Consider the following 24,582-nt stretch of genomic DNA (forward strand, 5'->3'; position numbering starts at 1 on the left):
TCCGTCGATGGGTCGAGAGGTGTGCGTGCGGGGCGTGCGATCGGGTGACATGAGAGTGAGATCAGGCGGGTGAGAGGGGTCGATTCCGTCCTCTCGTCAGCTGAGAAGCGTTTCGCGGCGTGCGCTGGGCTTCGCGTCGGGCTCGCGCAGGTAGAGCGGTTCCGTCCCCCGCAGCGCGCGCCCGCTGGACAGGGCGCGATGCGCGAGGCGCGCCAACCACGCGGCCGTCGGATCGAGGGCGTTCGGGTCCTCGTCCTCCGGATCGCCGAGCACGTCACGGTACAGGGCGAAGCCGCGCCCCACACGCCGTGCCGGACGGCACTCAGCGAGGTCCGCGGGGAACAGTGCGGCCGGTCCGGACGCGGGCACGGGCAGGCCGGCGTCGTCGAGGCCGCTGTACGTCGTCGCGTAGACCTCCCGGCGACGCGCATCGGTGGCGATGGTGACTGTCGTGGCTGCACCGGTGGCAGCCGTGTCTGCGAGTGCGCGGAGCGCCAGCGCATCGTGGCTGACGACGCCGTGGACCGGCACCCCGATCCCCAGTGCGGCACCGATGCCCGCGGCGATACCGGCGCGCAGACCGGTGAAGGGTCCGGGGCCGATCCCGACGACGACCGCATCCGGCACGAGGCCCTCCGCGCGGCCTTCGGCCAACACCTCTGCGAGCGCAGGACCGACGAACTCGACGTGGCGCCTGGCGGCGAACTCGGTCCGGTCGGCGATGAGCCGCTCGCCGTCGACCAGTGCGACGGAGGCCGCCGCCGAGGTGTCGATCGCCACGACGATCACGGGGCCTCCTCTGTGCTCGGGTCGCTGGTCGGGGTGCTGGTCAGGTCACTACGCAGGTCACTGTTCGGGTGACTGGTCCGGTCGCTGCTGGAGTCGTCAGTCGCGCTCGAGTCCGCGCGTGCACTCAAGTGGGCGCGGAGCTTCGTGAGTCTACCGGTCCAGGCCTCCCCGTGAGCGGTGAGGATGACTGTGCGGAATTCGTCATCGGAACCGTCCTCGTCCGGGGCATCGTGGCCGCCGCTGCCGAAGCCGAATCCGACTCCGTCCGCGGCCCCGTCGTCAGCAGCACCGCCACCCGCAGCCCCGCCGTCAGCAGCACCGCCGCGCGCAGTCTCCGCATCCCGCAGGATCTCCACGTCGAGGTGGTCGCCCAGGGTCTCCGCCATGCCGCGCCCCCATTCGACAACGGTGACCGACTCGTCGAGCCAGGCGTCGAGCCCCAGATCGTCGAACTCGTCGGCGCCTCCCAGCCGGTAGGCATCGGCGTGGATCAGCCCGGGTCCTGAGCCCCGCGGCGGGTGCTCGCGAGCGATGACGAACGTCGGCGACGACACCCTCCCGCGCACGTCGAGTGAGCGCGCGAGGAACTGCGTGAACGTCGTCTTGCCCGCACCCAGGTTGCCGGTGAGGACGAGGACGTCGCCGGCACGGACCACCCGGCCGACGGCCTCGGCGAAATCGGCCATCGCGGCCCGCCCCGGGATGGTGAGCGTCACCGACAGGGGCTCCCGCTCGCGGGAGCCCTCTCGCGACGGCACTGGGGTGTCCTCACGCGACGGCGCTGGGATCGCGACCCGGTCGACTCGGGGGCCGATGCGCGTGACGATCTCGTAGTTGATGGTGCCGGCCCACTCGCCCCATTCCTCGGCGGTCGGACCGGTGACGCCGTCGCCCAGGACGGTGACCGCATCTCCTGTCTTGACGGGCGCGTCACCTGCATCGACGATCATCTGGTCCATCGCGATGCGACCGACGACCGGCAGGCGGCGTCCGCGGATCGTGACCTCGGCACGGCCGGAGGCGGGACGGGGGATCCCATCCGCGTACCCGCCGGCGACCAGGGCGAAGCGCGTGGGCTTCTCCGTCCTGTACGTGAGTCCGTAGGAGGCGCCGTGACCTGCGGGAACGTCCTTCACCGTGAGCACCCGGGACACGAGGGACATGGCCGGGCGCAGTCCCAGGTCCTGCGCGCTGGTCTGCTCGAAGGGGCTGAGTCCGTAGAGCGACAGCCCCACCCGCACCGTGTCACCGGGGACGTCGTCGTCACCCAGCGCGCCGGGCGAATTCGCGGTGTGCGTCATGAGACCGCCGGGCGCGGCGAAGGGGCTGCCAGGGCCCGCGAGGAAGTCCGCGACGCCGCCGTGGACGGCTGCGAACACGTCCTTCTGCTGGTGGGTCGCAGGGTCCCCCGGAAGGTCGGCGTTCGCCAGGTGGCTCATGAGTCCGACGATCTGCACGTCCGCCGCGTCGCTGCCATCGAGCTCCGCGAGGAACTCCCGCAGCTGCGCTGGGGCGAAGCCGCCGCGCCCCAGTCCGGTGTCGACCTTGAGGTGGACGCGCCCGGTCGTGCCGGTGCGGCGGGCCGCATCACGGGCACGGGCGAATCCGTCCGCGGTCGAGACTCCCACCTCGAATCCATGCGCGAGGGCAGGACCCAGGTCCGTCGTGTCGTCATGCAGCCAGAACAGGACGGTCGCCTCGTCTCCGCACGGCAGGCGGGAGAGGTGCTCGTGCAGGTCCAGGGCCTCGGCGAGGGTGGCGACTCCGAACCGTCGCACACCCGCAGCGAGCACCGTCGGCACCACCTGCGCCAGGCCGTGGCCGTAGGCATCGCCCTTCACGATGGCCATGAGGGTGCGCTCACCGATCCGCGCGCGGATCGCCGCCACGTTCTGCGCCAGCGCGTCAGCGTCGATCTGCGCGCGCAGGGTCGAAGGAGCCTCAGCGTGCATGCGTGTCTCCTCTTCCCGTCCCCGTCGGACCGACGTGCTCGATCCCTGCGAGCTCCGCCGCGATCGCCTCGACGATTCCCGAGGCACTGCGTGCGAAGCGGCCCGCACGATTGTGCAGTATGACGGCGAGCGCTGCCAAAGCCGCGGCGTCGCCGGCGGGATCGTCCGATTGGTCCTGGAGCAGCCCGGTCGCGAGTGCAGCGCCCACCAGGCCCGCGAGCACGTCGCCGCTGCCCGCCGTCGCGAGTCCAGGCGGCCCGGGTGTGGGCGCCCAGAGTCGTCCGTCCGGTGCGGCGATGATGGTGCGGTGGCCCTTGAGCAGGACGACCGCACCGGTCTGTGCGGCCGCGCGGCGGGCCCACCGGACGGGAGCGGATTCGACGTCCTCGCGCTCCAGATCGGACGCCTCGTCGTCGATGCGGGTGAGCAGTTCCGTGAGCTCGCCCGCATGTGGAGTGAGCACCGTGCAGGGCGGCAGCGGTGCGGTCGCGACCGCCAGCAGCGCGGGCAGCAGGGCGAGCGCACCTGCGTCGAGCACGAGAGGCGTCCCCGTGCCGATCGCCTCACTGAGGAACTCCATCATGTCGTGGGGTTCGGGAGCGCCCGAGCCCATCGTCCACGCCTGGACTCGGCCGGGAACGGTCACAACTTCGGGTGCGCGGGCCACGACCGCGTCCTGCACCGTCCGAGCGCCCTGCACCCTCAGCATGCCGACCCCGGCATTCACAGCGGCGAGGCTCGTGAGCACCCCGGCGCCCGGGAACTGCTGGGAGCCCGCGATGACGCCCAGCACGCCTCGTGTGTATTTGTGGTCGTGGGGGCCGGGGCGGGGCCAGTCGCGCAGATCGGCGTCGTCGACGACCCACACCGCCGGGCCCGAGGTCGTGGTCGGCAGAGTCGCCGGCAGGGTCGTGGCCGGCAGGGTCGCGGCCGGCGGGGTCGCGTCGCTGTCGTGGGAGGGCTGACCTTCGTCAGGTTTCCCAGCGTCATGGGAGGAGCGGAGGTCCAGGCCGAGGTCGACGAACTCGATGCGCCCGCTCGCCTCCGCCCCGCCGGGCAGGTGGAGGCCCGCCTTCCTCCCGCCGAACGTGACGGTGATGTCAGCGCGCACGTGGACGTCCCCGCACTCCCCCGTCGTGGCGTCGACACCGGTGGGGACGTCGACCGCGACGACGACCGGGGAGGTGCTGTGGGAGGTGTAGGTGCTGTGGGAGGAGAAGGTGCCGTGGGAGGTGGACTGCTGCTGGCGAGACCGGCGGCGAGCCGCCCTCTGCCACGAGTCGATGAGCGTGCTCAGCGGTGGCTCGAGGCGCGGGCGGGCGCCCGTGCCCAGCAGTCCGTCGAGGACGAGGTCGGCGGCGGCCGCGAGGGCGGCGGTGCCGGCGACGGCCTCGGCGACAGCGGCCTCGGCGGCGGTGTCGGCAGCAGTGTCAGGGGGCCCGTCCAGCAACCGCGCACCGGCACGGCGAGCGGCCCGCCAGCCCTCCTCGTGGAGGCGGCCCAGGGGTGCGGCGACGGTGACGTGGGCGCCGCGGTGGGCGAGGTTCGCGGCGGCGAAGAGCGCGTCCCCGCCGTTGTTGCCGGGGCCGGCGAGGACGACGACGCGGGCGCCGGTGACTCGGCCGCGAGTGGCCGTGAGCGCGCGGCGGCAGGCGGTGGCGAGCCCCGCAGCGGCCGTGCGCATGAGGGACTCGCCCCGGCCTGCGTCGATGAGCGGCTGTTCGGCGGCGCGGACTGCGGCGGCGCTGTGGGCGGGGACGGGCATGCTCTCAGACTAGTACCGGGAACCCGGCCCCGGGCACGTCGCGAAGTGCCCCAGGCACGTCGCGCGGAGCCTCCGCCCGGTCGCACGCAGCCTCACGACTGGCCGGCTGCGGCCCTCCGGTCCAGTTCCCGGTGAAGCCTGCGAGCGGCGAGGTGGGCGAGGAACAGGGACTGGTCCCCCAGGCCGCCGTCGCCGTGACGGGCACGCGGCGAGTGGTTGACCTCCTGAGCGGCGGCGTCGACACCCGGCATCGCCGCACCCAAGTGGCCGTACGAGCCGGGCACCCGCTGCAGGACGCGGGAGAAGTCCTCGGATCCGGTCCGCGGGTGCGGGACCCGATGCACGTGGTCGTCGCCGAACAGCTCTGCGAAGGTCTCGAGGAAGAAGTCGGCCTCCCCGTCGTCGTTGACGGTCGCCGGCAGGAGGGTCTCGAACGTGATGTCCGCGCCCATTCCGTGCGCCGCGAGGAACGACTGCGCGACGCGGGGCAACTCCTCCTCCGCCCGGGCTGTGGCCTCCGGAGAGAAGGTGCGGACGCTCATCGACAGGTCGGCCGTCTCCGGGATGATGTTCGGCGCCGTCCCGCCGTGGAACATGCCGACGGTGAGGACGACCGAGTCGAAGATGTTGAAGCGGCGGGTGATGTACTCCTGGAGCTGGCCGATGAGGGCGGCGCCGGCTTCGATGGGGTCGAGTGCGTTCTCCGGACGAGCCGCATGCCCGCCTCGGCCGCGCACCGTCACGTCGAAGCGCGAGAACGCGGCCATGTACGGCCCCGGCCGCGTGTACGCGTGTCCGGGCTCCTGATCCGCTGACACGTGCACGCCGTAGGCGCCCACGAGCGGGACTCCGGCCGCGTCGAGCACACCCTCGTCGATCATCCTCCCCGCGCCGTCGTAGCCCTCCTCCCCCGGCTGGAACATGAAGACCACGTCACCGGGGAGCTGTGCGCGGTGCGCGTGGAGGAGGTGGACCGCACCGACGAGGCCGGTCGTGTGGAGATCGTGGCCGCACGCGTGCATCGCGCCGTTGTCGGAGGCGAAGTCGAAGCCCGTCTCCTCGGTGATCGGCAGCGCGTCCATGTCTCCGCGCAGCAGCACTCCCGCGTGCGTCTCCTCCCGCCTGCCGCCGCGCAGCACGACGACCACGGAGCTCAGCCCCGCACCCGTCGTCACCTCCAGGTCGAGTCCGTCGAGCGCGTCCAGCACCGTGCGCTGCGTGAGCGGCAGGTCCAGACCGACCTCAGGGCTCTGGTGGAGGGACCGGCGGATCTGCTGGAGCTTAGGCAGGAGGGCATCGGCCTCGGCCGTGGTCGGCAAGGGTGCGGGCGGGTTCGCGGCAGGAGTCGGAAGGGACATGGCTCCAGGGTAGCGACGGGCGCGGACTGACGAGTGCGGGCGTCTGGGACAGCGAGCCGCCGCCGAGGTCGTCGCTGGGGTTCGCTGAGTCAGTCCCCACGAGGGCGGCGGGCCGCCTCGCGCTCGGCGCGGCGCGCCTCCCGCGTCGCGCGGGCCATCGTGCGGAACCTCTCCAGCTCCGCGAGGGCCTCCGGCGAGCCGGGGAGCAGGGGCGCGGGCTGGTCGACCGGCGGCACGATCTTCGCGCCGTCGCCCTCGACCACGACAAACGTGACGGTGCGGTCCGCGTCGTGGGTGATGGAGAGGTGGACGGTCTCGCCGCCCTTCTGCCGGAAGTGCTCGAGCACCCAGCCGGTCAGCCGGAAGCTGGGCGCTCCGGAGAAGGCGGAGACGACCTCGGCCTCCTGCCACGGAATGATCTGCGGCAGCTGGAGCGCCTTGACCAGCGCCTCCTTCGCAGAGAAGCGCGCGGCCAGGGACTCCGCGGACCGGCGCTTGCCGTTCTTCTTCAGCTGCTCGGCCGGGGTCAGCAGCCGGTCCAGCAGCTCCGGGACGCGCTCGATGTGCTCCGCGAACCGCGGCACGTCCGCGATGTCGACGCCTACTCCGATGATCGCCATGTCACCGACGGTAGCCGATCGCGCGCGTGCGCCGCGCACGCGCGGACCGGACCGCGCTCACTCCACGGTGACGGACTTCGCCAGGTTGCGCGGCTGGTCGACGTCGAGGTCCTTCGCCGTCGCGAGCTCCATCGCGAAGATCTGCAGCGGCACGGTGGCGAGCAGCGGAGCCAGCAGCGTCGTCGTCTCCGGGACGTAGAAGACCTCGGAGGCGAACTCCTCGACCTCCGTCTCCCCCTCCTCGGCGATGACGACCGCGTTCGCCCCGCGGGCGCGCACCTCCTGGATGTTCGACAGCACCTTCGCGTGCAGCGAGTCGCGGCCACGGCTCGACGGAACGACGATGATGACCATCTGCCCCTCGTCGATGAGCGCGATCGGACCGTGCTTGAGCTCGCCGGCGGCGAAGCCCTCCGCGTGGATGTACGCGAGCTCCTTGAGCTTGAGCGCACCCTCCATCGCGACCGGGTAGCCGACGTGGCGTCCCAGGAAGAGCACCGACTGCTCATCCTTGTGCCGGATCGCGAAATCCGTGATCTGCTGCTTCGTCCCCTCGAGGATCCGCTCGATCTTGCCGGGGATCGTCTCCAGCTCGGACAGGATCAGCTGGATCTCGTCGTTGTACTTGTTCCCCCGCAGCTGGGCGAGGTAGAGGCCCAGCAGGTAGCAGGCGACGACCTGCGACAGGAACGCCTTCGTCGAGGCGACGGCGATCTCCGGGCCAGCGTGCGTGTAGAGCACGCCGTCGGATTCGCGCGGGATCGTGGAGCCGAATGTGTTGCAGATGGCGATGACCTTCGCGCCCTGCTCCCGCGCGTGGCGCACGGCCATGACGGTGTCCATCGTCTCGCCGGACTGGGAGATGGCCACCACGAGCGTCTTCTCCGTCACGACCGGATCGCGGTAGCGGAACTCGTGCGCCAGCTCGACTTCGGTGGGGATGCGGCACCAGTGCTCGATCGCGTACTTCGCGACCTGCCCCGCGTATGCCGCGGTGCCGCACGCGATGACGACGATCTTGTCGACGGATTTGAGGATCGTCTCGTCGATGGTCATCTCCGACAGCTGGAGACGTCCGTCCAGTCCGAAGCGCCCCCGCAGGGTGTCCGCGACCGCCTGCGGCTGGTCGTGGATCTCCTTGTCCATGAAGGAGGGGAAGCCGCCCTTCTCCGCGGTCGCAGGGTCCCAGTCGACCTCGAACGGCTCACCCTCGACAGGGGCGCCTGCCGCGTCGATGATCCGCACCTGCTCCGGTGTGATCGTCACGATCTGGTTCTGGCCGATCTCCACGGCTCTGCGCGTGTAGTCGATGAAGGCGGCGACGTCGGAGCCCAGGAAGTTCTCGCCCTCGCCCAGTCCGATGACCAGGGGCGAGTTGAGGCGGGCCGCGACGACGGTGTCCGGGGCGTCCGCGTGCACGGCCAGCAGGGTGAAGGCACCCTCGAGCTCGCCGACCGTCACGCGCATGGCCTCGGTCATGTCACCGGTCGCACGGTAGTTCTTGGCCAGCTGGTGGGCGGCGACCTCGGTGTCCGTCTCCGAGGAGAACTCGACGCCGTCGGCCACGAGGTCCCGCTTGAGCTGCGCGAAATTCTCGATGATGCCGTTGTGGATGAGAGCGAGCCTGCCACCGTCCGCGAGGTGCGGGTGGGCGTTGTCGTCCGACGGTCCGCCGTGTGTGGCCCAGCGGGTGTGCCCGATGCCGGTCCGAGCGTCGGGGAGTGGATCGTCCGTCACCGCATCGAGGAGATTCGCGAGCTTGCCTGCGCGCTTGCGCGCCGCGAGCTCACCCCCTTCAGTGACGACTGCCACGCCCGCGGAGTCGTATCCGCGGTACTCGAGCCTTCCCAGGCCCTGCAGCAGGACGTCGAGAGCGAGGTGGTCAGCGCTGTTCGCAGCGGCCGACGAGACGTATCCGACGATTCCACACATGGGGAAAAGCGTAGCGGTCCGAGGCCGCGGCTCTCTGCATTCCACAGCCTGTCACCCCGGATCCGAAGAGAAATCGCAGTTTTCTCGTCTGTCTGGTCGTCACGGCTGCGCCGGCTTCGGGATGAGCCGTGGGATGAGGACGATGAGGGCCACCATGACGAGCAGCTCGATGAGGGTTTGGGTGACGACCACAGAGGCTGCGAGATCGAACTCCGCGGGCAGGGCGAGGACGAGCGGCAGCACGACGAGGGAGTTCCGCGTCGCACCGCTGAACACGACCGCGCGCCGGCCGGCTGGGTCGACACCGCCCAGCCGTCCGGCGGCCATGCCGATCGGCACCATGACCGCGGCGAAGAGGAGGAAGACCGGGACCACTCTCAGCAGTGAGCCCAGCTGCGCGCCGACGTCCGCGACCTGGGCGGCGACCACGACCGCGAGGGTGATGACCATGAGCGGCACCATCGCGCTCGATCCGACCTGCTCCACGACTCGTCCAGCGCGTGTCCGGTGCGCGGCGGCCTGTGTGAGAGCGGCCGCGGCGAGCGGGAGAACGATGATGAGGACGAACGCCTCGAGGAAAGGCGCGAATTCGACGGCGGAGACGAACTCGGCGCCGACGAACAGCCAGAGGTAGAGCGGGAGCAGCAGCATCTGGGCGAGCATCAGCAGGGGTGTGGCGGCCAGCAGGCGCTCCTCGTCTCCGCCGACCAGCCCGGTGAACACGATGACGTAGTCGATGCAGGGCGTCAGCAGCACGAACAGCACACCGACCAGCAGGACCTGATCATCGGCCACGATCCGCGACAGCAGCCACACCACCATCGGCACCACGACGAAGTTCACCCCCAGGATGGTCGCGAGGAAGCGCCAGTCGCGGAAGGCCTGTCCGATCCTGTCGAAGGGGATGGCGAGGAACGTGGTGTAGAGCAGCAGCGCCAGCACCGGGAGGATCACCGCCGCGGCCGGACCCGCGAGGGCAGGCGCGAGCAGCCCGATGAGCGCGCCGATCGCCAGGCCCGCAAGATACAGCGATATCTGCCGGTCCTCCATCCACTGGACGATCACGCCGCCCCGGTCTCCACCAACAGCACGCCGCCCACGATGAGCACGATGCCCAACCCGCTCAGCCAGGTGAAGGGCTCCTTGAAGAGCACCCGGCCCAGCACGGCGGTGACGGAGACGCCCACCGCCGACCAGATGCCGTAGGCGACGCCGAGCGGCATGCCCTGAGCGAGGACGAGCGCCAGCAGGGAGAACGCCCCCGTATAGAAGACGCCGACGGCGATGTACCAGAGCCGCGAGTCATGGGATCCCATCCGCAGGGCGAGGGTGCCTAAGACCTCGAGCACGATCGCACCCGCCAGCAGCAGCCACGCCGTCATACGTCGACCACCTGCCGCCGCGGCTCCGGCCCTGGTGGTTCCTGCCCTGGTGGTTCCTGCCCTGGTGTCTGCTGCCCTCGCCCCGTCGCAGGCAGGGAGCTTCCCAGCTCGACGCACAGCACACCGACCGCGATCAGCACGATGCCGACCCCCATGACCGGGGTGAAGGGCTCCGCGAAGACGACTGCCGACAGGACCGCGGTCAGTGCGACGCCGGCAGCGGCCCAGGCGCCGTACGCGACGCCCAGAGGCATGCCCATCCGCAGCGCCTGCGCAAGCAGGACGAATGCGCCCGCGTACGCCGTACCGGTCAGTAGGAACAGCCACGGGGCCTCGAGCGCGGCCTTCATCGACAACGACCCGCCGACCTCCAGGATCACGGCGAAGGCCAGAGCGATCCAGGCGCGCGTGCGGGCACTCACCGGTCCCCCGTGCGGCTCTGCTCGTGAGTGGGGCCCCGCTCGTGGGTGGGACTCTGCGATGCACGGGTGAGGCTCAGCGCCACGTCCAGGACCTCTGCCAGATCCTCGCGGGAGAAGGAGACGACTCCCAGTGCGCGGTCGAACCAGGCGCCGTCTGCGGCGAGACGTGCCGCGCGGTAGCGAGCCCGATCCGACGGCGACGCATCGATGACCTCGCCCATCCAGGGCGAGAGCGTGCTGTCCCAGAGCGCGACGAGCTGTCCGGACAGCTTCGCGTCGGACAGCAGTGCGAGGTCGCTCGCGTCGATGTCCTCGGTCATCGTGTATCGGATGTACGCACGCAGGCGCTCCACCGGCGACGGGGACTCCCCCGCGTACCGCTTCAGTCCGTCCAGCCAGCGCAGGGCGACGTGCTCCACCACCGCGACGGCGAGCGCCTCCTTCGTCCGGAAATGGTGGACGAGGCCGGGCTTCGTGAGGCCGACCTGCGCGGCGACGGAGTCGAGGGTCAGCGGCTCCCTGCGGCGCAGCACGGCCTGCGCTCCTTCGAGGATCTCACTCTTGGTCGACACAGCACGAACCTACCATATGTATGGTTAAGCAGAAGACCCTGGTCAGGCGTCATGTGGCGTGCAGCACCGCTGACATTCGGATCGGCTCGGATCCTCGCACTGTGAGCTGAGCCGGTCGTCTCATCCCCCACCCGGGAGACGTGCCTCACGTCCGACCGTGGAACAATCGTGGCCATGGTTGCGAATGCCGACGAGTCCCTCGTCTCCGATGCCGCCCGCAGGCTCGCCGGGCTGCGCCCCGCGCCCCGTCAGGACTCCGAAGCCGCCCAGTCCCCCTACTGGCACTTCACCCGCGAGCAGTGGTCGCGCCTGTCCGATTCGACCCCACTCCCGCTCACCACGTCCGACGTCGGACGGCTGCGCGGTCTGGGCGAGCGCATCGACATCGACGAGGTGGAGACCGTCTACCTCCCCCTGTCGCGCCTGCTCAACCTCTATTCCGCCGCGCGGGGCCAGAAGCACGACGTGACGCGCAAGTTCCTCTCGCCCCTGGCGAACGAGGGCTTCGAGCCCGCACCCCAGCGCACCCCGTTCGTGATCGGCGTCGCCGGCTCCGTGGCGGTGGGCAAGTCGACGACCGCACGTCTGCTGCGGGAGATGCTCGCCCGCTGGTCCGACACCCCGCGCGTGGAGCTGCTCACCACCGACGGCTTCCTCTTCCCCAACGCGGAACTGGAGCGCAGAGGCCTGAGCGGGCGCAAGGGCTTCCCCGAGTCCTACGACCGTCGCGCCCTGCTGCGGTTCATGGCGGCGGTGAAGTCCGGCGCCCGGGAAGTCCGCGCACCTGTCTACTCGCACCACACGTACGACATCGTCCCCGGAGCGAGCATCACGGTCCGGCGCCCCGACATCCTCATCGTCGAGGGCCTCAACGTCCTCCAGCCGCCGCGTCCCCGCGCAGACGGCAAGCTGGGGGTCGCGGTGAGCGACTACTTCGACTTCTCCATCTACGTCGATGCGGCCTCCGCGGACGTCCGCTCCTGGTACATCAGCCGGTTCCTGCGCCTCAAGCACGGCGCCTTCACCGACCCGGACTCGTTCTTCCACCGCTACTCGCAGCTGAGCGACACGGAGGCCAGGGACCTCGCGACTGAGATCTGGGACTCCATCAACGCCCCGAACCTCCACCAGAACGTCATGCCGTCGCGCGGTCGCGCGGATCTGCTGCTGCGCAAGTCCTCGGACCACTCCGTGTCGCGCATCCAGCTGCGCAAGCTCTGAGCGGGGCGGGCGCTGCCGGCCCCTCCACCCCTCCACGATGCGGAAATGAAACCGCAGCCGCCGGTGTTGACCTTCGGGTGCGCGCTCAACGTGCACGGAGGGAGGCCCCATGAGTATGCCCAGTCCGCACATGATGATGCGGCGGCAGACGAGCAGCGCGCGCCAGGGCGGCGACGCCCGCGACGTCCGCATCGACCGTCCGACGATCCGGCGGATCATCGGCTTCGCAGCACGCCAGAAGGGCCGACTCATCGGCTTCCTCCTGCTGTCCGTCCTGGTGGCCGTCGTCGGCGTGATCACGCCCGTGCTCTCCGGCAATGTGGTCAATGCGATCACAGCAGGTGGGCCCCTGAGCACGATCGGCTGGCTCGCCGCAGGCATCGCCGGACTCGCGATCGCGGAGGCGGTCCTCACGATCGTCAACCGCTGGCTGTCGTCCCATGTGGGCGAGGGCCTGATCTTCGACCTGCGCACGGCCGTCTACGACCACGTCCAGACGATGCCGATCGCGTTCTTCAACCGCACCCGCACCGGCGCGCTGGTCTCCCGCCTCAACACCGACGTGATCGGTGCGCAGCGAGCGTTCTCGAACACGCTCTCCGGCGTCGTGTCCAATGTCGTCTCCCTCGCCCTCACGGTGGGCGTCATGGTGACGATCTCGTGGCAGGTCACAGTCCTGTCGATCCTCCTCCTGCCGATCTTCCTCATCCCGGCACGCACACTGGGAGACAGGCTCGCGAAGCTCCAGCACGAGGCCGCTGATCATAATGCGGCGATGTCCACGCGGATGACGGAGCGGTTCTCCGCGGGCGGCGCGACGCTGGTGCGCCTGTTCGGCTCCCCCGCCCACGAATCGTCCGAGTTCGCCGAGCGCGCCGGCCGCGTCCGCGACATCGGCGTGCGCGTCGCGATGCTGCAGGCCACCTTCGTCACAGCGCTGACCCTGGTGAGCGCGCTGGCGCTGGCCCTGGTCTACGGGCTGGGCGGCTGGCAGGCGGTCACGGGTCCGCTGGACGCCGGCCAGGTCGTCACGCTCGCGATGCTGCTCACCCGCCTCTACGGTCCGCTCACCATGCTCGCGAACGCCCGCATGGACATCATGAGCGCGGTGGTGAGCTTCCAGCGCGTCTTCGAGGTCCTGGACCTCGTAGCACTGATCCGGCCGCCCGCCGACCCCACTCCGCTGCCGTCCGGCGCACTGTCCGTCGCGTTCCGCGACGTGCGCTTCGCGTACCCCTCCGCCGCCGAGGTCTCGCTCGCCTCGTTAGAAGAGGTCGCCATCCTGGACGAGCGGGGCGGCACGGAGGTCCTGCACGGCATCGACGTCGAGGTCCCCGCGGGACGCACCGTCGCGCTCGTCGGCTCGTCCGGCGCCGGCAAGTCGACGATCGCGTCGCTGGTGCCCCGCCTCTACGACGTGACCGGTGGCGCGGTGGAGCTGGGCGGCGTCGACGTCCGCGACCTGTCGTTCGAGGACCTCCAGAACGCCGTGGGGATGGTGACGCAGGACGGCCATCTCTTCCACGAATCGATCCGCGACAACCTGCTCATCGCGAAGCCGGACGCCACCGACGAGCAGCTGGAGTCCGCCGTCGACCGCGCGCGCCTGACCGGTGTGCTCGCGAACCTCCCGGACGGCCTGGACACCATCATCGGAGAGCGCGGGTACCGCCTGTCCGGCGGCGAGCGGCAGCGCCTGACGATCGCCAGGCTCCTGCTCGCGTCACCGCCCGTCGTCATCCTCGATGAGGCGACCAGCGCGCTCGACTCGACGAACGAGGCGGCGATCCAGCAGGCGCTGGGCGAGGCGATGGAGGGCCGCACGGCACTCGTCATCGCCCACCGACTGTCCACCATCAAGGCGGCGGACGAGATCCTCGTGGTCGAGGACGGGCAGGTCGCTGAGCGCGGCGGGCACGCAGACCTGCTCGCACGCGGCGGACGCTACGCGGAGCTCTACCGGACGCAGTTCAGCCAGGACCGCTGAGCGGCTCCCGCCCCCACGACCTGGCCCCGCTCAGAGGGCCAGGCGCTCCCCCACCACGGCGGCGAGGCGCTCGGCCTGCGACTGCGCGGCCTCCTGCGTGGCGGCCTCGACCATGACGCGGATGACGGGTTCAGTCCCGGAGGCGCGTAGGAGCACGCGCCCGGTCTCACCGAGCTCCGCCTCCACCGCAGCGACCTCCGCCCGGACGTCCGCGTCGTCGCCGGCGGCGGTCTTGTCGACGCCCTTGACGTTGATGAGGACCTGCGGGAGCTTCGGCACCTCTGCTGCCAGATCCGCGAGCGTCCTCTTCGAGGATGCCATGCGGTGCATGAGGTGCAGAGCGGTCTGGACGCCGTCGCCGGTCGTGCCGTGCTCCAGGAGCAGCACGTGTCCTGACTGCTCACCGCCCAGGGAGTACCCGCCCTTGAGCATGCGCTCGAGCACGTAGCGGTCGCCGACCGCCGTCTCCTCGATCGCGATGCCGCGCTTCTCCATCGCCAGGCGCAGGCCCAGGTTCGACATGACGGTGACGACGAGTGTGTCGTCCGCGAGCGTCCCGGCCTCCTTCATCCCCAGCGCGAGGATGCCCATGACCTGGTCGCCGTCCACTTCGCGTCCCAGGGAGTCGACCGCCAGGCAGCGGTCCGCGTCGCCGTCGAAGGCGACGCCCAGATCCGCCTGCTGCCCCACGACCGCGGCACGGAGGTTCTCGATGTGCGTGGAGCCGACGCCGTCATTGATGTTGTAGCCGTTGGGCTCCGCGGCGGTGACGATGACCTCCGCGCCCGCCTGTCGCAGGGCGGCCGGTCCGACGACCGCGGCCGCTCCGTGCGCGCAGTCGACGACGACGGTGAGGCCTGACAGCGGGCTCGCATCCGTCGTCTCGCCCAGGCCGCGCACCAGGTGCTCGGTGAACTCGTCCGCGGCGGCGGGGTAGCGCGCGATGCGACCGACGCCGGCCCCGGTGGGGCGCTCCCACTCCGCATCCAGCAGATCGAGGATCTCGTCCTCCTGCGCGTCCGTGAGCTTCGTGCCGCCCTGGCCGAAGAACTTGATCCCGTTGTCGGGCATCGCGTTGTGCGACGCGGAGAGCACGACGCCGAACGCCGCTCCGGTCGACTTCACCGCGTGGGCGATCCCCGGCGTGGGCAGGATGCCGACGTCCTGCACATCGACGCCCGTCGAGGCGATCCCCGCCGACGTCGCGGCGGTGAGGAACTCGCCGCTCACCCGCGTGTCACGACCGACGATCGCGACGGGGCGCTTGCCGAACGGCGCGTTCTCGGGACGCGCGAGCACGCGGCTGCCGGCCACTGCGAGCTGCAGGGCCAGGCGAGCGGTGATGTCACGGTTCGCGAGACCTCGCACACCGTCCGTGCCGAAGAGTCGAGACATAAGCAGGGATCCTTCCTGAGACTTTTCCGCCAGTCTACGGGGCCCGGCGATGCCCTCGCGTGCACTGCACGCGCATGGAACAGCACGAAGGCCCCCGACCAAGAGGTCGGGGGCCTTCGCACGTTCCGCTCCGCAGCATGCTGCAGAGGCGCTGGATCAGCGCTTGGAGAACTGCGGCGCCTTGCGCGCCTTCTTCAGTCCGGCCTTCTTGCGCTCCGGGACGCGAGCGTCACGGGACAGGTAGCCGGCCTTCTTCAGTTCCGCACGGTTGTTGTCGCGGTCGATCTCATTGAGCGAACGAGCGATGCCCAGGCGGACTGCTCCGGCCTGGCCCGACGGGCCGCCGCCGCTGATGAGGACGATCACGTCGAAGCGATCCTCCAGATCGAGCAGGCGGAAGGGCTCGTTCACGAGCTGCTGGTGCAGCTTGTTCGGGAAGTAGGTCTCCAGGTCACGGCCGTTGATCTTCCATTCGCCCGTGCCGGGCACCAGACGGACGCGAGCAACCGCCTGCTTGCGGCGGCCCACTCCCGATCCCGGTGCGGTGATCGACTGTCCGCGGCCACCGGCCACGGCTTCGCCCAGGCCAGCGGAGGCCGGGGTCTCAGTGCTGTATTCGGTGAGGTCGACGTCCTCGACTGTGTTCTCTGCCACGATTCTCCTCGGTAAGCTGTTCGACCCGCGCGCTTACTGCGCGACCTGGGTGATCTCGTACGGCTGGGGGTTCTGGGCTGAGTGCGGGTGCTCTGAGCCTGCGTAGACCTTGAGCTTGTGCATCTGCGCCCGACCGAGGCGAGTCTTGGGGATCATGCCGGTGACGGCCTTCTCCACCGCGCGCTCGGGGTGAGTCGCGAGGAGTTCGGCGTAGTTGACGCTCTTGAGGCCACCCGGGAAGTTCGAGTGGCGGTAGGCGCGCTTCTGCTCCAGCTTGGCACCGGTGAGCGCGACCTTGTCGGCGTTCACGATGATCACGAAATCGCCCGAGTCGACGTTCGGCGTGAACGTCGGCTTGTGCTTTCCGCGGAGCAGACGCGCGGTCTGCGAAGCGAGCCGGCCGAGAACGACGTCAGTGGCGTCGATGACGTGCCACTGGCGCTGAACATCGCCGGTCTTCAGGGTGTACGTACGCAAAGTTGCCTTCTTACATTCGTCAGTAGTCCTAGGGCCCATACACACCCACTTGCTCGAGTCGTGACGTCGAGTTCGCGGACGGGCCTGTCCTGTGCGCGCTACGCTTCCGACACGGATGACCCACCTGAAACCTGCAACGCGACTAGAGGCTTAGCGAGGAACGTGTGCTGACGTACGCAACGACGCTCAAATCTACCGCATCCGCACAGGACCCTGCAAACCCGCTCCAGCCGGTCCGCAGGCTTCGCCGGTAGGCTGACACGGTGCTCTTCCTCCGTGTGCTCGCGTCCGTCGCCTGCGTCCTGGGCCTCGTCGTCCCGGGCGCAGCCGTCGCAGCGCCTGCCCAGACCGCTGGATCCAGCGCTTCTCCCGCAGGATCCAGCGCTCCGTCCGCGGACGAGGACGCCGCGACCGGCGTCGTCGTGATCGGCGCCTCCGGTCTCACACTGTCGGACATCGGACCGGAGCGCACACCGAACCTCTGGTCGCTGGTGGAGGACGGAGCGTCTGCGAACCTCGCGGTCCGCACACTCACGCCCGCCACGTGCGCGGCTGCGGGCTGGCTGAGCTTCGGTGCGGGCGCGCGGATGCACAGCGTCGACCTCACACCGGACTGGTTCAGTCCGCTGCTCGCCCACACCTCGTGCCCCCGGATGGTCGACCCCGTCCCGGCCTCCGCCGCCGAGGCGCCGGAGGCAGAGGATCCCGACGCCGCCGAACCGTCGGTGGACTCCGATGTCTCCGACGACCCCGAGGTCCCCGCCGGCACGCCGGTCGCGGCCGGGCCCGCCACCTTCGAGGACTTCGAGCGGGTCCTCGCGGCGAACGCAGGCTCCGGATACGGCGCGGATCCGGGTGTCTTCACCCGCGCCGCGGAGGATGCCGACTGGTGCACAGTGGCCTACGGCCGTGGAGCCGCGTACGCGGCGGCGGACGAAGAGGGCCGTGTCGAGACCTGGGCCCCGACGACGAGCCTGGTCACGGACCCGACCGGCACCTCGGCGGATGAGGAGGACGAGCAGATCCTCGATTCCTGCGCGCTCACGCTCATCGACGCGGGCACCGCCGCGGACCCCACGTGGGAGCCGAACGCGTGGCACGCGTGGAACGACGAATCGCTGGGCCGCACGCGGACCGGGCAGATCGCGGCACTGGACGCGCGCGTGGGTCGCGTCCTCGAGCAGACTCCGGACACCTCCGACGTCGTCGTCGCCGGTCTGGGCGATGCCGACTACCCCTCGCGCCTGCGCGCGGTCATCGCCGCGGGCCCCTCCTACGAGCCCGGCACGCTGCGCTCCTCCTCGACCCGGCAGCCGGGCCTCGTGCAGCTCACCGACGTGCTGCCGGCAGCGATCGGGGAGGTCGGACTCGAATCGGAGGGAACCTCCCCCGCAGACTTCCTCGTCGATCCCTCCGACGACGCCGCCTCCCGCATGGACGACCTTGTCGCAGACTCCCGCAAGGCCGGGACGGTCCACACGCACGCGCAGACCTTCAGCGTCCTCCTCGACGTCATCCACTACGTGCTCACGATCGCACTGGCGATCCTGCTGCTGGTGCCCGTCGTCCGCACACTGAGGACGAAGACGCCCCGCACGCTGACCGCCCTGCGGAGATACGGCGCATGGGTGTGCTTCACGATCGGACTGCTGCCGATGGCGAGCTTCGTCGCCGGGATCCTGCCGTGGGGCCGCGTGCCGGCACCCGGCTGGGGCCTCACCGGTGCGATCGCGCTGGGCACGGTCGCGCTCCTGGCCCTGTCCGTCGCAGGGCCCTGGAGGCGCACCTGGCAGGGCCGTGTGGCGGCGGCATCACTGGTGTCCGCCGTCGTGCTCGTCGTCGACGTCGCGCTGGGATCGCGCCTGCAGTTCAACGCGCTCATGGGGTACAACCCGATCGTCGCGGGCCGCTTCTACGGCCTCGGCAACCAAGGTGCGGCGCTGTTCCTCGCCGCTGCGCTCCTGGGGCTGGGCATCGTCTCAGCCCGCCTGCTCGACGCGGGCAGGGCGGTGACGGCGCGACTGCTGGTCGCAGGGTTCGCCGTCGTATCCGTCTTCGTCCTGGGCAACCCCGCATGGGGCGCGAAGTTCGGCGGGACGGTCGCCGCGATCGTCGGCTTCACCGTCCTGCTGCTGGCCCTCTTCCGGATCCGCGTGAGCATCCTGCGACTGGTCCTCATCGGGGCGGGTGCGCTCGTGATCATCGTGGGCGTCGCCGGACTGGACTATCTGCGACCGCCCGCCGATCGCTCGCACTTCGGCAACTTCTTCGGCCAGGCCCTCGACGGCCAGCTGATCGAGGTGATCACCCGCAAGCTCGAGGCGAACCTGAACATCATCGTCATCAATCCTGCGCTCGCGATCGTCGTGCCGCTGTCGGTCTTCACCGTCCTCTTCAGCCTCGGGTACCTGAAGCGGTACCGGACCACCGCGGGACTCGCGCGGCCCTGGGCGAACACGCTGCCGCCGGCGCTCGCGCACCCCACCGTGCATGCGGGCTTCCTGTCCGCGGCGATCGCTCTGGGCGTGGGGCTCGTCATCACCGATTCCGGCGTCGCGGTCCCTGCGACCGGGGCCATGATGCTCGTGCCGATGCTCGTCGTCATGAGCGTGGGCATCGACCGGGAGGGAGTCGGACGTCAGGGTGTCGACCGGGAGGGTCTCGGTCGTGGGGACGTCGACCGTGAGGGCGTCGACTGTGAGAGTCCGTCCGCGACGACGGTGGGCGGGGTCAGCCGATGAGGCGTGCATTCGCCGCGGTGTGGGCCGTCGTCCTCATCCTCGCGCTGACTGTCGCACCTGCCGCGGCGTCTACGGCACAGGCTGCCTCGTTACCGGCACCGTCTGCCTCGTCTCCGGCACCGTCAGCATCGTCACCGCAGGCAGACTCCTCACATCTGGCAGCCGGGACGCCGTCGGAGGAGCCCGTCCCCGAGCAGGAGGAGGCGAGCGCCCACCCCGTCGTCCTCCTGGGCTTCGCCGGTCTGACCTTCGAGGACCTCGATCCGAACCGGACGCCGAACCTGTGGCGGCTCATCGACGAGAGCGCGGTCGGCTCGCTCACTCCCCGTTCCGTGCGCGACACCAGCTGCGCTGCCGACGGATGGCTCGCGCTGAGCTCCGGACGGCGCGCCGCGGATGAGCCCCGGCCCACGTGCCGCGTGCTGCAGGAGCCGATCGGCGGGTGGGTGCCCGACTGGGATGTGTACCTGGACCAGGCCGCGGAGGACAACTACACGCCGTCGGTCGGCACCCTCACGGAGACGGCGGAGAAGGCCGGCGCCCGCATCACCGGGATCGGCCCCGGCGCTGCGATCGGCACCGCTCAGCCGGACGGGCGCACCCAGGACTGGCAGCCGCTGCGCGAGTCCGGTGAGCTGGGCGAGCAGGTGACGTCGGCCTCGGGGACGGCGGACATCGTGCTCGTCGACCTCGGCAGCGTGTACTCGCCCGGGCAGTCCGTCGCGGGCATCGATGCGGCCGTCGGCGAGGTCCTCGCTGCGACCGACGAACTCCCCGCAGGCCAGGCTCCCACCCTCATCGCCGCGTCGATCGCCGATGCCCGCACCGATGATTCCCGGATGCAGTTCGCCGCCGTGCGCGGAGGGGTCGGGGCCGGTGGGCCGATGGGCGGAGAGGGAACGTCACAGCTGCTGACGTCGTCGTCCACGCGGCAGCCCGGCCTCCTGCAGGTCACGGACCTCACCCCCACGCTCCTCGCGTCTGCGGGCGTCACCGGAGCCGGCGGGTTCGCGGGCGCGCCGCTGTCGTTCGTCGACGGCCCCGCAGATGCTGCGAGCAAGCAGCAGCGGATGCTCGATCGGCAGACCGCGGTCCTCACCCAGGAGAACGTCTCCGCTTGGTTCTACGCCGCGTGGGGGATCCTCCTCACGGGACTGCTCGTGACGTGCACCGTGATCGTCAAGCGGCGCGGACTGCGGCGGGCGGCGAACATCATGAGGGTCGGCGGACTGCTAGGCGCCGCGCTGCCCATCTCCACGTTCCTCGTGAACGTGCTGCCGTGGGAGCGGTGGCCGTCCGCGGACGTCGCGATGCTGGGCGGGGTGACCGGGTGGGCTATCGTGCTCACCGCGCTCGGGCTGCTGGGCCCGTGGCGGAGGCTGCCGGCCGGCCCGCTGGGATTCATCGCCGCCACGACCGTCGGGGTGCTCGCCGTCGACGTCAGCACCGGGTCGTCTCTGCAGATGTCGACGCTGCTCGGAGAGCCCCTGCTCATCGCGTCGCGGTTCTACGGGATCGGCAACTCGGCGCTCGCGCTGTACTGCACCGCTCTGCTGGTGGGCCTGGGCGTCGTCTGCTCCTGGATGCGACGGCGCTGGTCGATCACTGCGGTGGTCGCCGTGGCGGTGCTGGCCTCGTGCGTGCTGCTCGCGACCCCGGGGCTGGGCACCAAGTTCGGTTCCGTGCCCACGCTCCTCCTGGGCACCGCAGTCTTCGCGGTCACCGCCGCGGGTGTGACGATGTCGTGGAAGCGCCTCCTGCTGATCGGCGGCGGTGGAGCGGCGGGGCTCATGCTGCTCGTGCTGTTCCTCGACTGGCTGCGCCCCACGGACCAGCGGACCCACTTCGGGAACTTCTTCGACTCGATCCTCACCGGTGAGGCGGGCGCTGTGCTCCTGCGGAAGATCGGCATGAACATCGACATCCTGACCCAGAGCTGGGCGACGGTGCTCCTGCCGTTCGTGCTGGCGGCGATCCTGTGGGCAGCCATCTCCCCGGATCGCTTCCGCATCCCCCTGCTGGGCGAGTGGTACCGGGACATGCCGCTGCTGCGGACCTCCATCATCTCCCTGGCCGTGCTGCTGACCGTGGGCACGTTCATCAACGATTCCGGCATCGTGGTGCCGGCGGTCGGCATCCTCTTCCTCATGCCGGCCCTCACCCACCTCGTGGGGACGAAGGCGAAGGACCAGCCGAAGGCTCAGGCTCAGGGTCAAGCTCAGCCCCAGCCGGGGGCGCAGGCTCAATCCCAGGCTCATCCCCGGCCGGGGACGCCGCCTCAGCCGTAGGCTCAATCCCAGGCTCACCGTCCCGTCGATCCAGCACCCTCCATCGACGGCGGTATGTGCCCGCACCATGCTCCGTCGAGCCGACGATCCTGCACACGAGTCGGCCCAGAAGTGTGCAGGAGCGTCGAGTGGATGTGCAGAACTGACGGGTGGTCGCCCCTGCATGAGCGGTGCTCGCCCCACGGCGACGGGCGAGCCTCCGTTCGAGTTCGAGTGAGTACAAACCGGCCCCGCCCGCGAGAGATCAGGACCAGGTTGCACTCACTCGATCACGGCACCGGGGCTGGGCCACGCTGCCCACACACAACGCCGCTCACACACAAGACCGCCCACACACAACGCAGGACCCGCACGATTCCGTGCGGGTCCTGCATCGTTCTCAGAGCCGAAGCCCCCGACTATCCGTCAGCTCTCTGGCAGGGCCTCCATCAGCACCCCACCAGAGTCTCTGTCAGCACCTCGTCAGAGGCCCTTGCCGCGCTTGCGGCTGGCGGCCAGTGCTGCGCCGCCCGCTGCGACGAGCGCCGCCGCGAGGCCCAGGATGCCGCCCAGCTCTGCGCCGGTGCGGGGCAGGTCACCGTTGCCGTCGTCACGGGCATCGTCGTCGCGGCCGTCATCACCGTTTCCGCCGCCGTCACTGCCGCTGCCGTCGTCGCCGTTGTCGTTCCCACCGTTGTCGTCGTCCCGGCCGTCATCGCCATCGCCGCCGCCGTCGCTGCCGCCGTCAGCGTCCTCGTCTCCGTCGCTTCCGCCGTCGGATCCGTTGTCATCGTCGTCCTCGCCCGGCTGGGCGTCGGTGACGGTGACCGTGAGGTCCAGTGACCGGCTGACGGGCAGCGGATTGTCATCCCACCACGCGTGCTCCGGATCCGCGATGAGCGTCGCGGTGACCGTGTGCTCGCCGGTCTCCACGTCGTCGCCGGCTGCGACGGTGAGTTCACTCTCCGTCGTGCCCTCTGCGATCGCCTCGAGCACTGCGGACTCCACGGTCGTGGCGTTCGCGGCTGTGAACGCGTCCTCGACTCCTGCCAGGTCGGCGGTGAAGCCCTCCGGCAGCTCGAGCGCCAGGCTGAAGGGGCCGTCGATATCCCGCGCGGCCTCAGTCATGAAGGTGAGCCCGACGTCGCCGCCCTGCTCGACCTCGATCTCCTCGCCACCATCAGCGCCGCCCTCATAGCCGAAGGACGCTTCGAGGTCCTCCGTGTTGATGACGTCGAGCGCGAAGTCCGCCTGCCGCTCCTGCGGGTCCCCTTCGACGACCTCGCGCGTCTCGAAGTAGTTCTCCCAGACCTCGAAGTCGGTGATGCCCGACTGCTGGAACTCGCCGTTCGCGAAGGCCGCGAAGTTGTCGCCGCCAGCGGCCAGGAAGCTCAGCGTCGCCACGCGGTACTCCGCGTTCGGATCGATCTCCTCACCGTCGACTTCGACGGACACGACGTGCTCGCCGCGCGCCGCATCGGAGTCGTAGACGACATCGAGCTCGTCGGAGATGCCCATGTGCAGGAAGGGCCGCGATGCGCCGTCCGGCTGCCACTGCTCCTCGAACAGCTGGATGACGTCCGCGCCCGTGAGCGTGACGACGCCGTGGTCGTTCGCGAACGGCAGGACGGCGTTGAGCTCGCCCACCGTCACCTCGCCCGGCTCCTCGTCGCCGAAGGTGTCATCGACGAGCAGATCAGTGCGCAGGCCGCCCGGATTCGTGATGCCGAAGTCGGCTTCTTCGAGCTGCGACATCCCCACGCCCTCCGTGAGGGCGTCCGCCACGAGGTTGCCCAGCTGGGACTCGCCGCCGCGATCCTCCGAGCCGTCCTCGTTGAACGCACGGGTGATGTCCTCGTCGATCGTGCCGACGACCTCGGAACCGATCTCCTGCGCTTTCGCCTCTGCGTCCGCGACGATCCCGTCGACCTCGTCGACGATCGGTGAGGAGAAGGACTGATCCGCGGTGTCGAGCAGCTCCTGCTCGTCCACAGACCAGTCGCCCTCGCCCTCACTCGTGAGAGTGACCTTGCCGACGATCTCGCCGTAGTTGCCCGACTGGACGACGGGGCGCGTGCGCCCGTCCTCACCCGGCACCGGTGCAGAGAAGTTCGCCTGCATGTGCGAGTGGCCGAAGAACATCGCGTCGATCGAGGCGTCGGCGCCCGTCACGACGGAGTTGAACTCCTCGTTCGATCCCAGTGCGGAATCCAGATCGGACACGCTGGCGGGGCCCAGGTGGGCGGCCAGCACCGTGAGGTCCGGCTTCTCCTCATCCGGCAGCGCCTCGAGCTCTTCTGCCGCATCGTTGATCGCCGTGACGGGGTCGCCGAACTCGATGTCCTCGATGCCGCCCGGGCTCACGAGCTGTGCGGTCTCCTCCGTCACCGCGCCGATGACGCCGATCCGCACGTCGCCCTGCTCGACGATCGTGTACGGGGTGATCCCGTCCGCGACCTCCGTCGTGCCCTTCTTGTACACGTTCGCACCGAGGTTCGCGAAGTCCGTGCTCGGGGAGACACGGTCCCGCAGGTCCGCGTAGCCGCGGTCGAATTCGTGGTTGCCCACCGATGCGGCGTCCGCGCCGAGCGCGTTCAGCACATCCATCGTGGGCTTGTCCTCCTGCGAGGAGGACGCATAGGTGGACGCGCCGATGTCGTCACCGGTCGTCAGGAAGGCGGTCTCGCCGTCGAAGGCCGCTCGCTCACGTTCGACGACGGAGGCGACTCCGTGGCCGGCGTCGGCGATCCGTCCGTGGAAATCAGTGATGTTGAGCAGCTGGACCTGGGTGCCGGCAGGTGCCTCGCCGAATGCGGGGAGCGCTGCCAGGGGCAGCACCATCCCCGTGGCGGCCGCGCCGGCGACCACGCCGCGCAGAAGAGTCTTCTTCATCGTCGTCCTCACAACAGAAGGTGGGTGTTACGTCCGAGATTCTTGTGAATACACTCGAAGAATAGCCCGATTCCGCATGAATGCGGCGTGAATTCCCGCGACTGGCTTCACACACGCCCACTCTGGCGTCCACCCGTACCCATCCGTCGAGCCACA

General features: G+C 70.1%; 18 protein-coding genes. 4 read left to right on the forward strand and 14 right to left on the reverse strand.

The window, feature by feature from the left end:
- Positions 1-96 precede the first annotated feature (96 nt).
- The 10 genes from tsaB to FM105_RS04150 all read right to left on the reverse strand — a co-directional run bounded on the left by tsaB (position 97) and on the right by FM105_RS04150 (position 10,792).
- Positions 97-789 carry a tRNA (adenosine(37)-N6)-threonylcarbamoyltransferase complex dimerization subunit type 1 TsaB gene (gene tsaB / locus FM105_RS04105; protein WP_087005213.1) on the reverse strand — a complete coding sequence of 231 codons (693 nt, stop codon included), beginning with the start codon at positions 787-789 and terminating at the stop codon, positions 97-99.
- Positions 786-2,741 (reverse strand): alanine racemase, encoded by a 1,956-nt coding sequence (alr, locus tag FM105_RS04110; protein WP_087005216.1) that lies wholly within the window; start codon positions 2,739-2,741, stop codon positions 786-788. The genes tsaB and alr overlap by 4 nt, the downstream gene beginning before the upstream one ends.
- On the reverse strand, positions 2,731-4,506 hold the full coding sequence (locus FM105_RS04115) for an NAD(P)H-hydrate dehydratase (protein WP_087005219.1): 1,776 nt from the start codon (positions 4,504-4,506) through the stop codon (positions 2,731-2,733). Before FM105_RS04115 ends, alr begins: the two co-directional genes overlap by 11 nt.
- A gap of 92 nt (positions 4,507-4,598) precedes the next feature.
- Positions 4,599-5,864: a M20 metallopeptidase family protein gene (locus FM105_RS04120; RefSeq protein WP_087005222.1), complete on the reverse strand. Its 1,266-nt coding sequence runs from the start codon at positions 5,862-5,864 to the stop codon at positions 4,599-4,601.
- An 89-nt stretch (positions 5,865-5,953) separates the two neighbouring features.
- The gene (locus FM105_RS04125) at positions 5,954-6,484 is read right to left on the reverse strand and encodes a holo-ACP synthase (RefSeq protein WP_087005628.1); all 531 of its coding nucleotides are present in this window, start codon (positions 6,482-6,484) and stop codon (positions 5,954-5,956) included.
- Between the two features lie 57 nt (positions 6,485-6,541).
- Positions 6,542-8,416 carry a glutamine--fructose-6-phosphate transaminase (isomerizing) gene (glmS, locus tag FM105_RS04130; protein ID WP_087005225.1) on the reverse strand — a complete coding sequence of 625 codons (1,875 nt, stop codon included), beginning with the start codon at positions 8,414-8,416 and terminating at the stop codon, positions 6,542-6,544.
- Positions 8,417-8,515: 99 nt separating this feature from the next.
- On the reverse strand, positions 8,516-9,466 hold the full coding sequence (locus FM105_RS04135; protein ID WP_087005632.1) for a bile acid:sodium symporter: 951 nt from the start codon (positions 9,464-9,466) through the stop codon (positions 8,516-8,518).
- An 11-nt stretch (positions 9,467-9,477) separates the two neighbouring features.
- Positions 9,478-9,798, reverse strand: a complete 321-nt coding sequence (locus FM105_RS04140; RefSeq protein WP_087005228.1) for a DMT family transporter — start codon at positions 9,796-9,798, stop codon at positions 9,478-9,480.
- Positions 9,795-10,220, reverse strand: coding sequence for a DMT family transporter (locus FM105_RS04145; protein ID WP_087005231.1), 426 nt, complete (start codon positions 10,218-10,220; stop codon positions 9,795-9,797). Before FM105_RS04145 ends, FM105_RS04140 begins: the two co-directional genes overlap by 4 nt.
- On the reverse strand, positions 10,217-10,792 hold the full coding sequence (locus FM105_RS04150; RefSeq protein WP_087005234.1) for a TetR/AcrR family transcriptional regulator: 576 nt from the start codon (positions 10,790-10,792) through the stop codon (positions 10,217-10,219). Before FM105_RS04150 ends, FM105_RS04145 begins: the two co-directional genes overlap by 4 nt.
- A gap of 174 nt (positions 10,793-10,966) precedes the next feature.
- Between FM105_RS04150 and coaA the strand changes: the two genes are divergently transcribed.
- Complete coding sequence (gene coaA / locus FM105_RS04155; protein WP_087005236.1) at positions 10,967-12,013, forward strand: type I pantothenate kinase; 1,047 nt, start codon at positions 10,967-10,969, stop codon at positions 12,011-12,013.
- 109 nt (positions 12,014-12,122) lie between these two features.
- Positions 12,123-14,000 carry an ABC transporter ATP-binding protein gene (locus FM105_RS04160; protein WP_087005239.1) on the forward strand — a complete coding sequence of 626 codons (1,878 nt, stop codon included), beginning with the start codon at positions 12,123-12,125 and terminating at the stop codon, positions 13,998-14,000.
- A 30-nt stretch (positions 14,001-14,030) separates the two neighbouring features.
- On the opposite strand, the gene glmM is transcribed toward FM105_RS04160, so the two are convergent.
- From glmM to rplM, 3 genes are all read right to left on the reverse strand, one after another.
- Positions 14,031-15,395: a phosphoglucosamine mutase gene (gene glmM / locus FM105_RS04165; RefSeq protein ID WP_087005242.1), complete on the reverse strand. Its 1,365-nt coding sequence runs from the start codon at positions 15,393-15,395 to the stop codon at positions 14,031-14,033.
- 156 nt (positions 15,396-15,551) lie between these two features.
- The gene (gene rpsI / locus FM105_RS04170) at positions 15,552-16,049 is read right to left on the reverse strand and encodes a 30S ribosomal protein S9 (RefSeq protein WP_087005245.1); all 498 of its coding nucleotides are present in this window, start codon (positions 16,047-16,049) and stop codon (positions 15,552-15,554) included.
- Between the two features lie 33 nt (positions 16,050-16,082).
- A complete protein-coding gene (gene rplM / locus FM105_RS04175; RefSeq protein WP_087005247.1) occupies positions 16,083-16,526 on the reverse strand; it encodes a 50S ribosomal protein L13 in 444 nt (147 codons plus the stop codon).
- A 263-nt stretch (positions 16,527-16,789) separates the two neighbouring features.
- Here rplM and FM105_RS14645 point away from each other — a divergent pair, with 263 nt between their 5' ends.
- Both FM105_RS14645 and FM105_RS04185 read left to right on the forward strand, forming a co-directional pair.
- Positions 16,790-19,267: a hypothetical protein gene (locus FM105_RS14645; RefSeq protein ID WP_087005251.1), complete on the forward strand. Its 2,478-nt coding sequence runs from the start codon at positions 16,790-16,792 to the stop codon at positions 19,265-19,267.
- Positions 19,264-21,555: a hypothetical protein gene (locus tag FM105_RS04185; protein WP_143275816.1), complete on the forward strand. Its 2,292-nt coding sequence runs from the start codon at positions 19,264-19,266 to the stop codon at positions 21,553-21,555. The genes FM105_RS14645 and FM105_RS04185 overlap by 4 nt, the downstream gene beginning before the upstream one ends.
- 462 nt (positions 21,556-22,017) lie before the next feature.
- Here the strand turns inward: FM105_RS04185 and FM105_RS04190 are convergent, their stop codons facing one another.
- The gene (locus FM105_RS04190; RefSeq protein ID WP_087005256.1) at positions 22,018-24,426 is read right to left on the reverse strand and encodes a bifunctional metallophosphatase/5'-nucleotidase; all 2,409 of its coding nucleotides are present in this window, start codon (positions 24,424-24,426) and stop codon (positions 22,018-22,020) included.
- Positions 24,427-24,582: the final 156 nt, after the last annotated feature.

Origin of the sequence: Brevibacterium yomogidense, assembly GCF_900163715.1 — a bacterium.
GTDB classification, from domain to species: domain Bacteria; phylum Actinomycetota; class Actinomycetes; order Actinomycetales; family Brevibacteriaceae; genus Brevibacterium; species Brevibacterium yomogidense_A.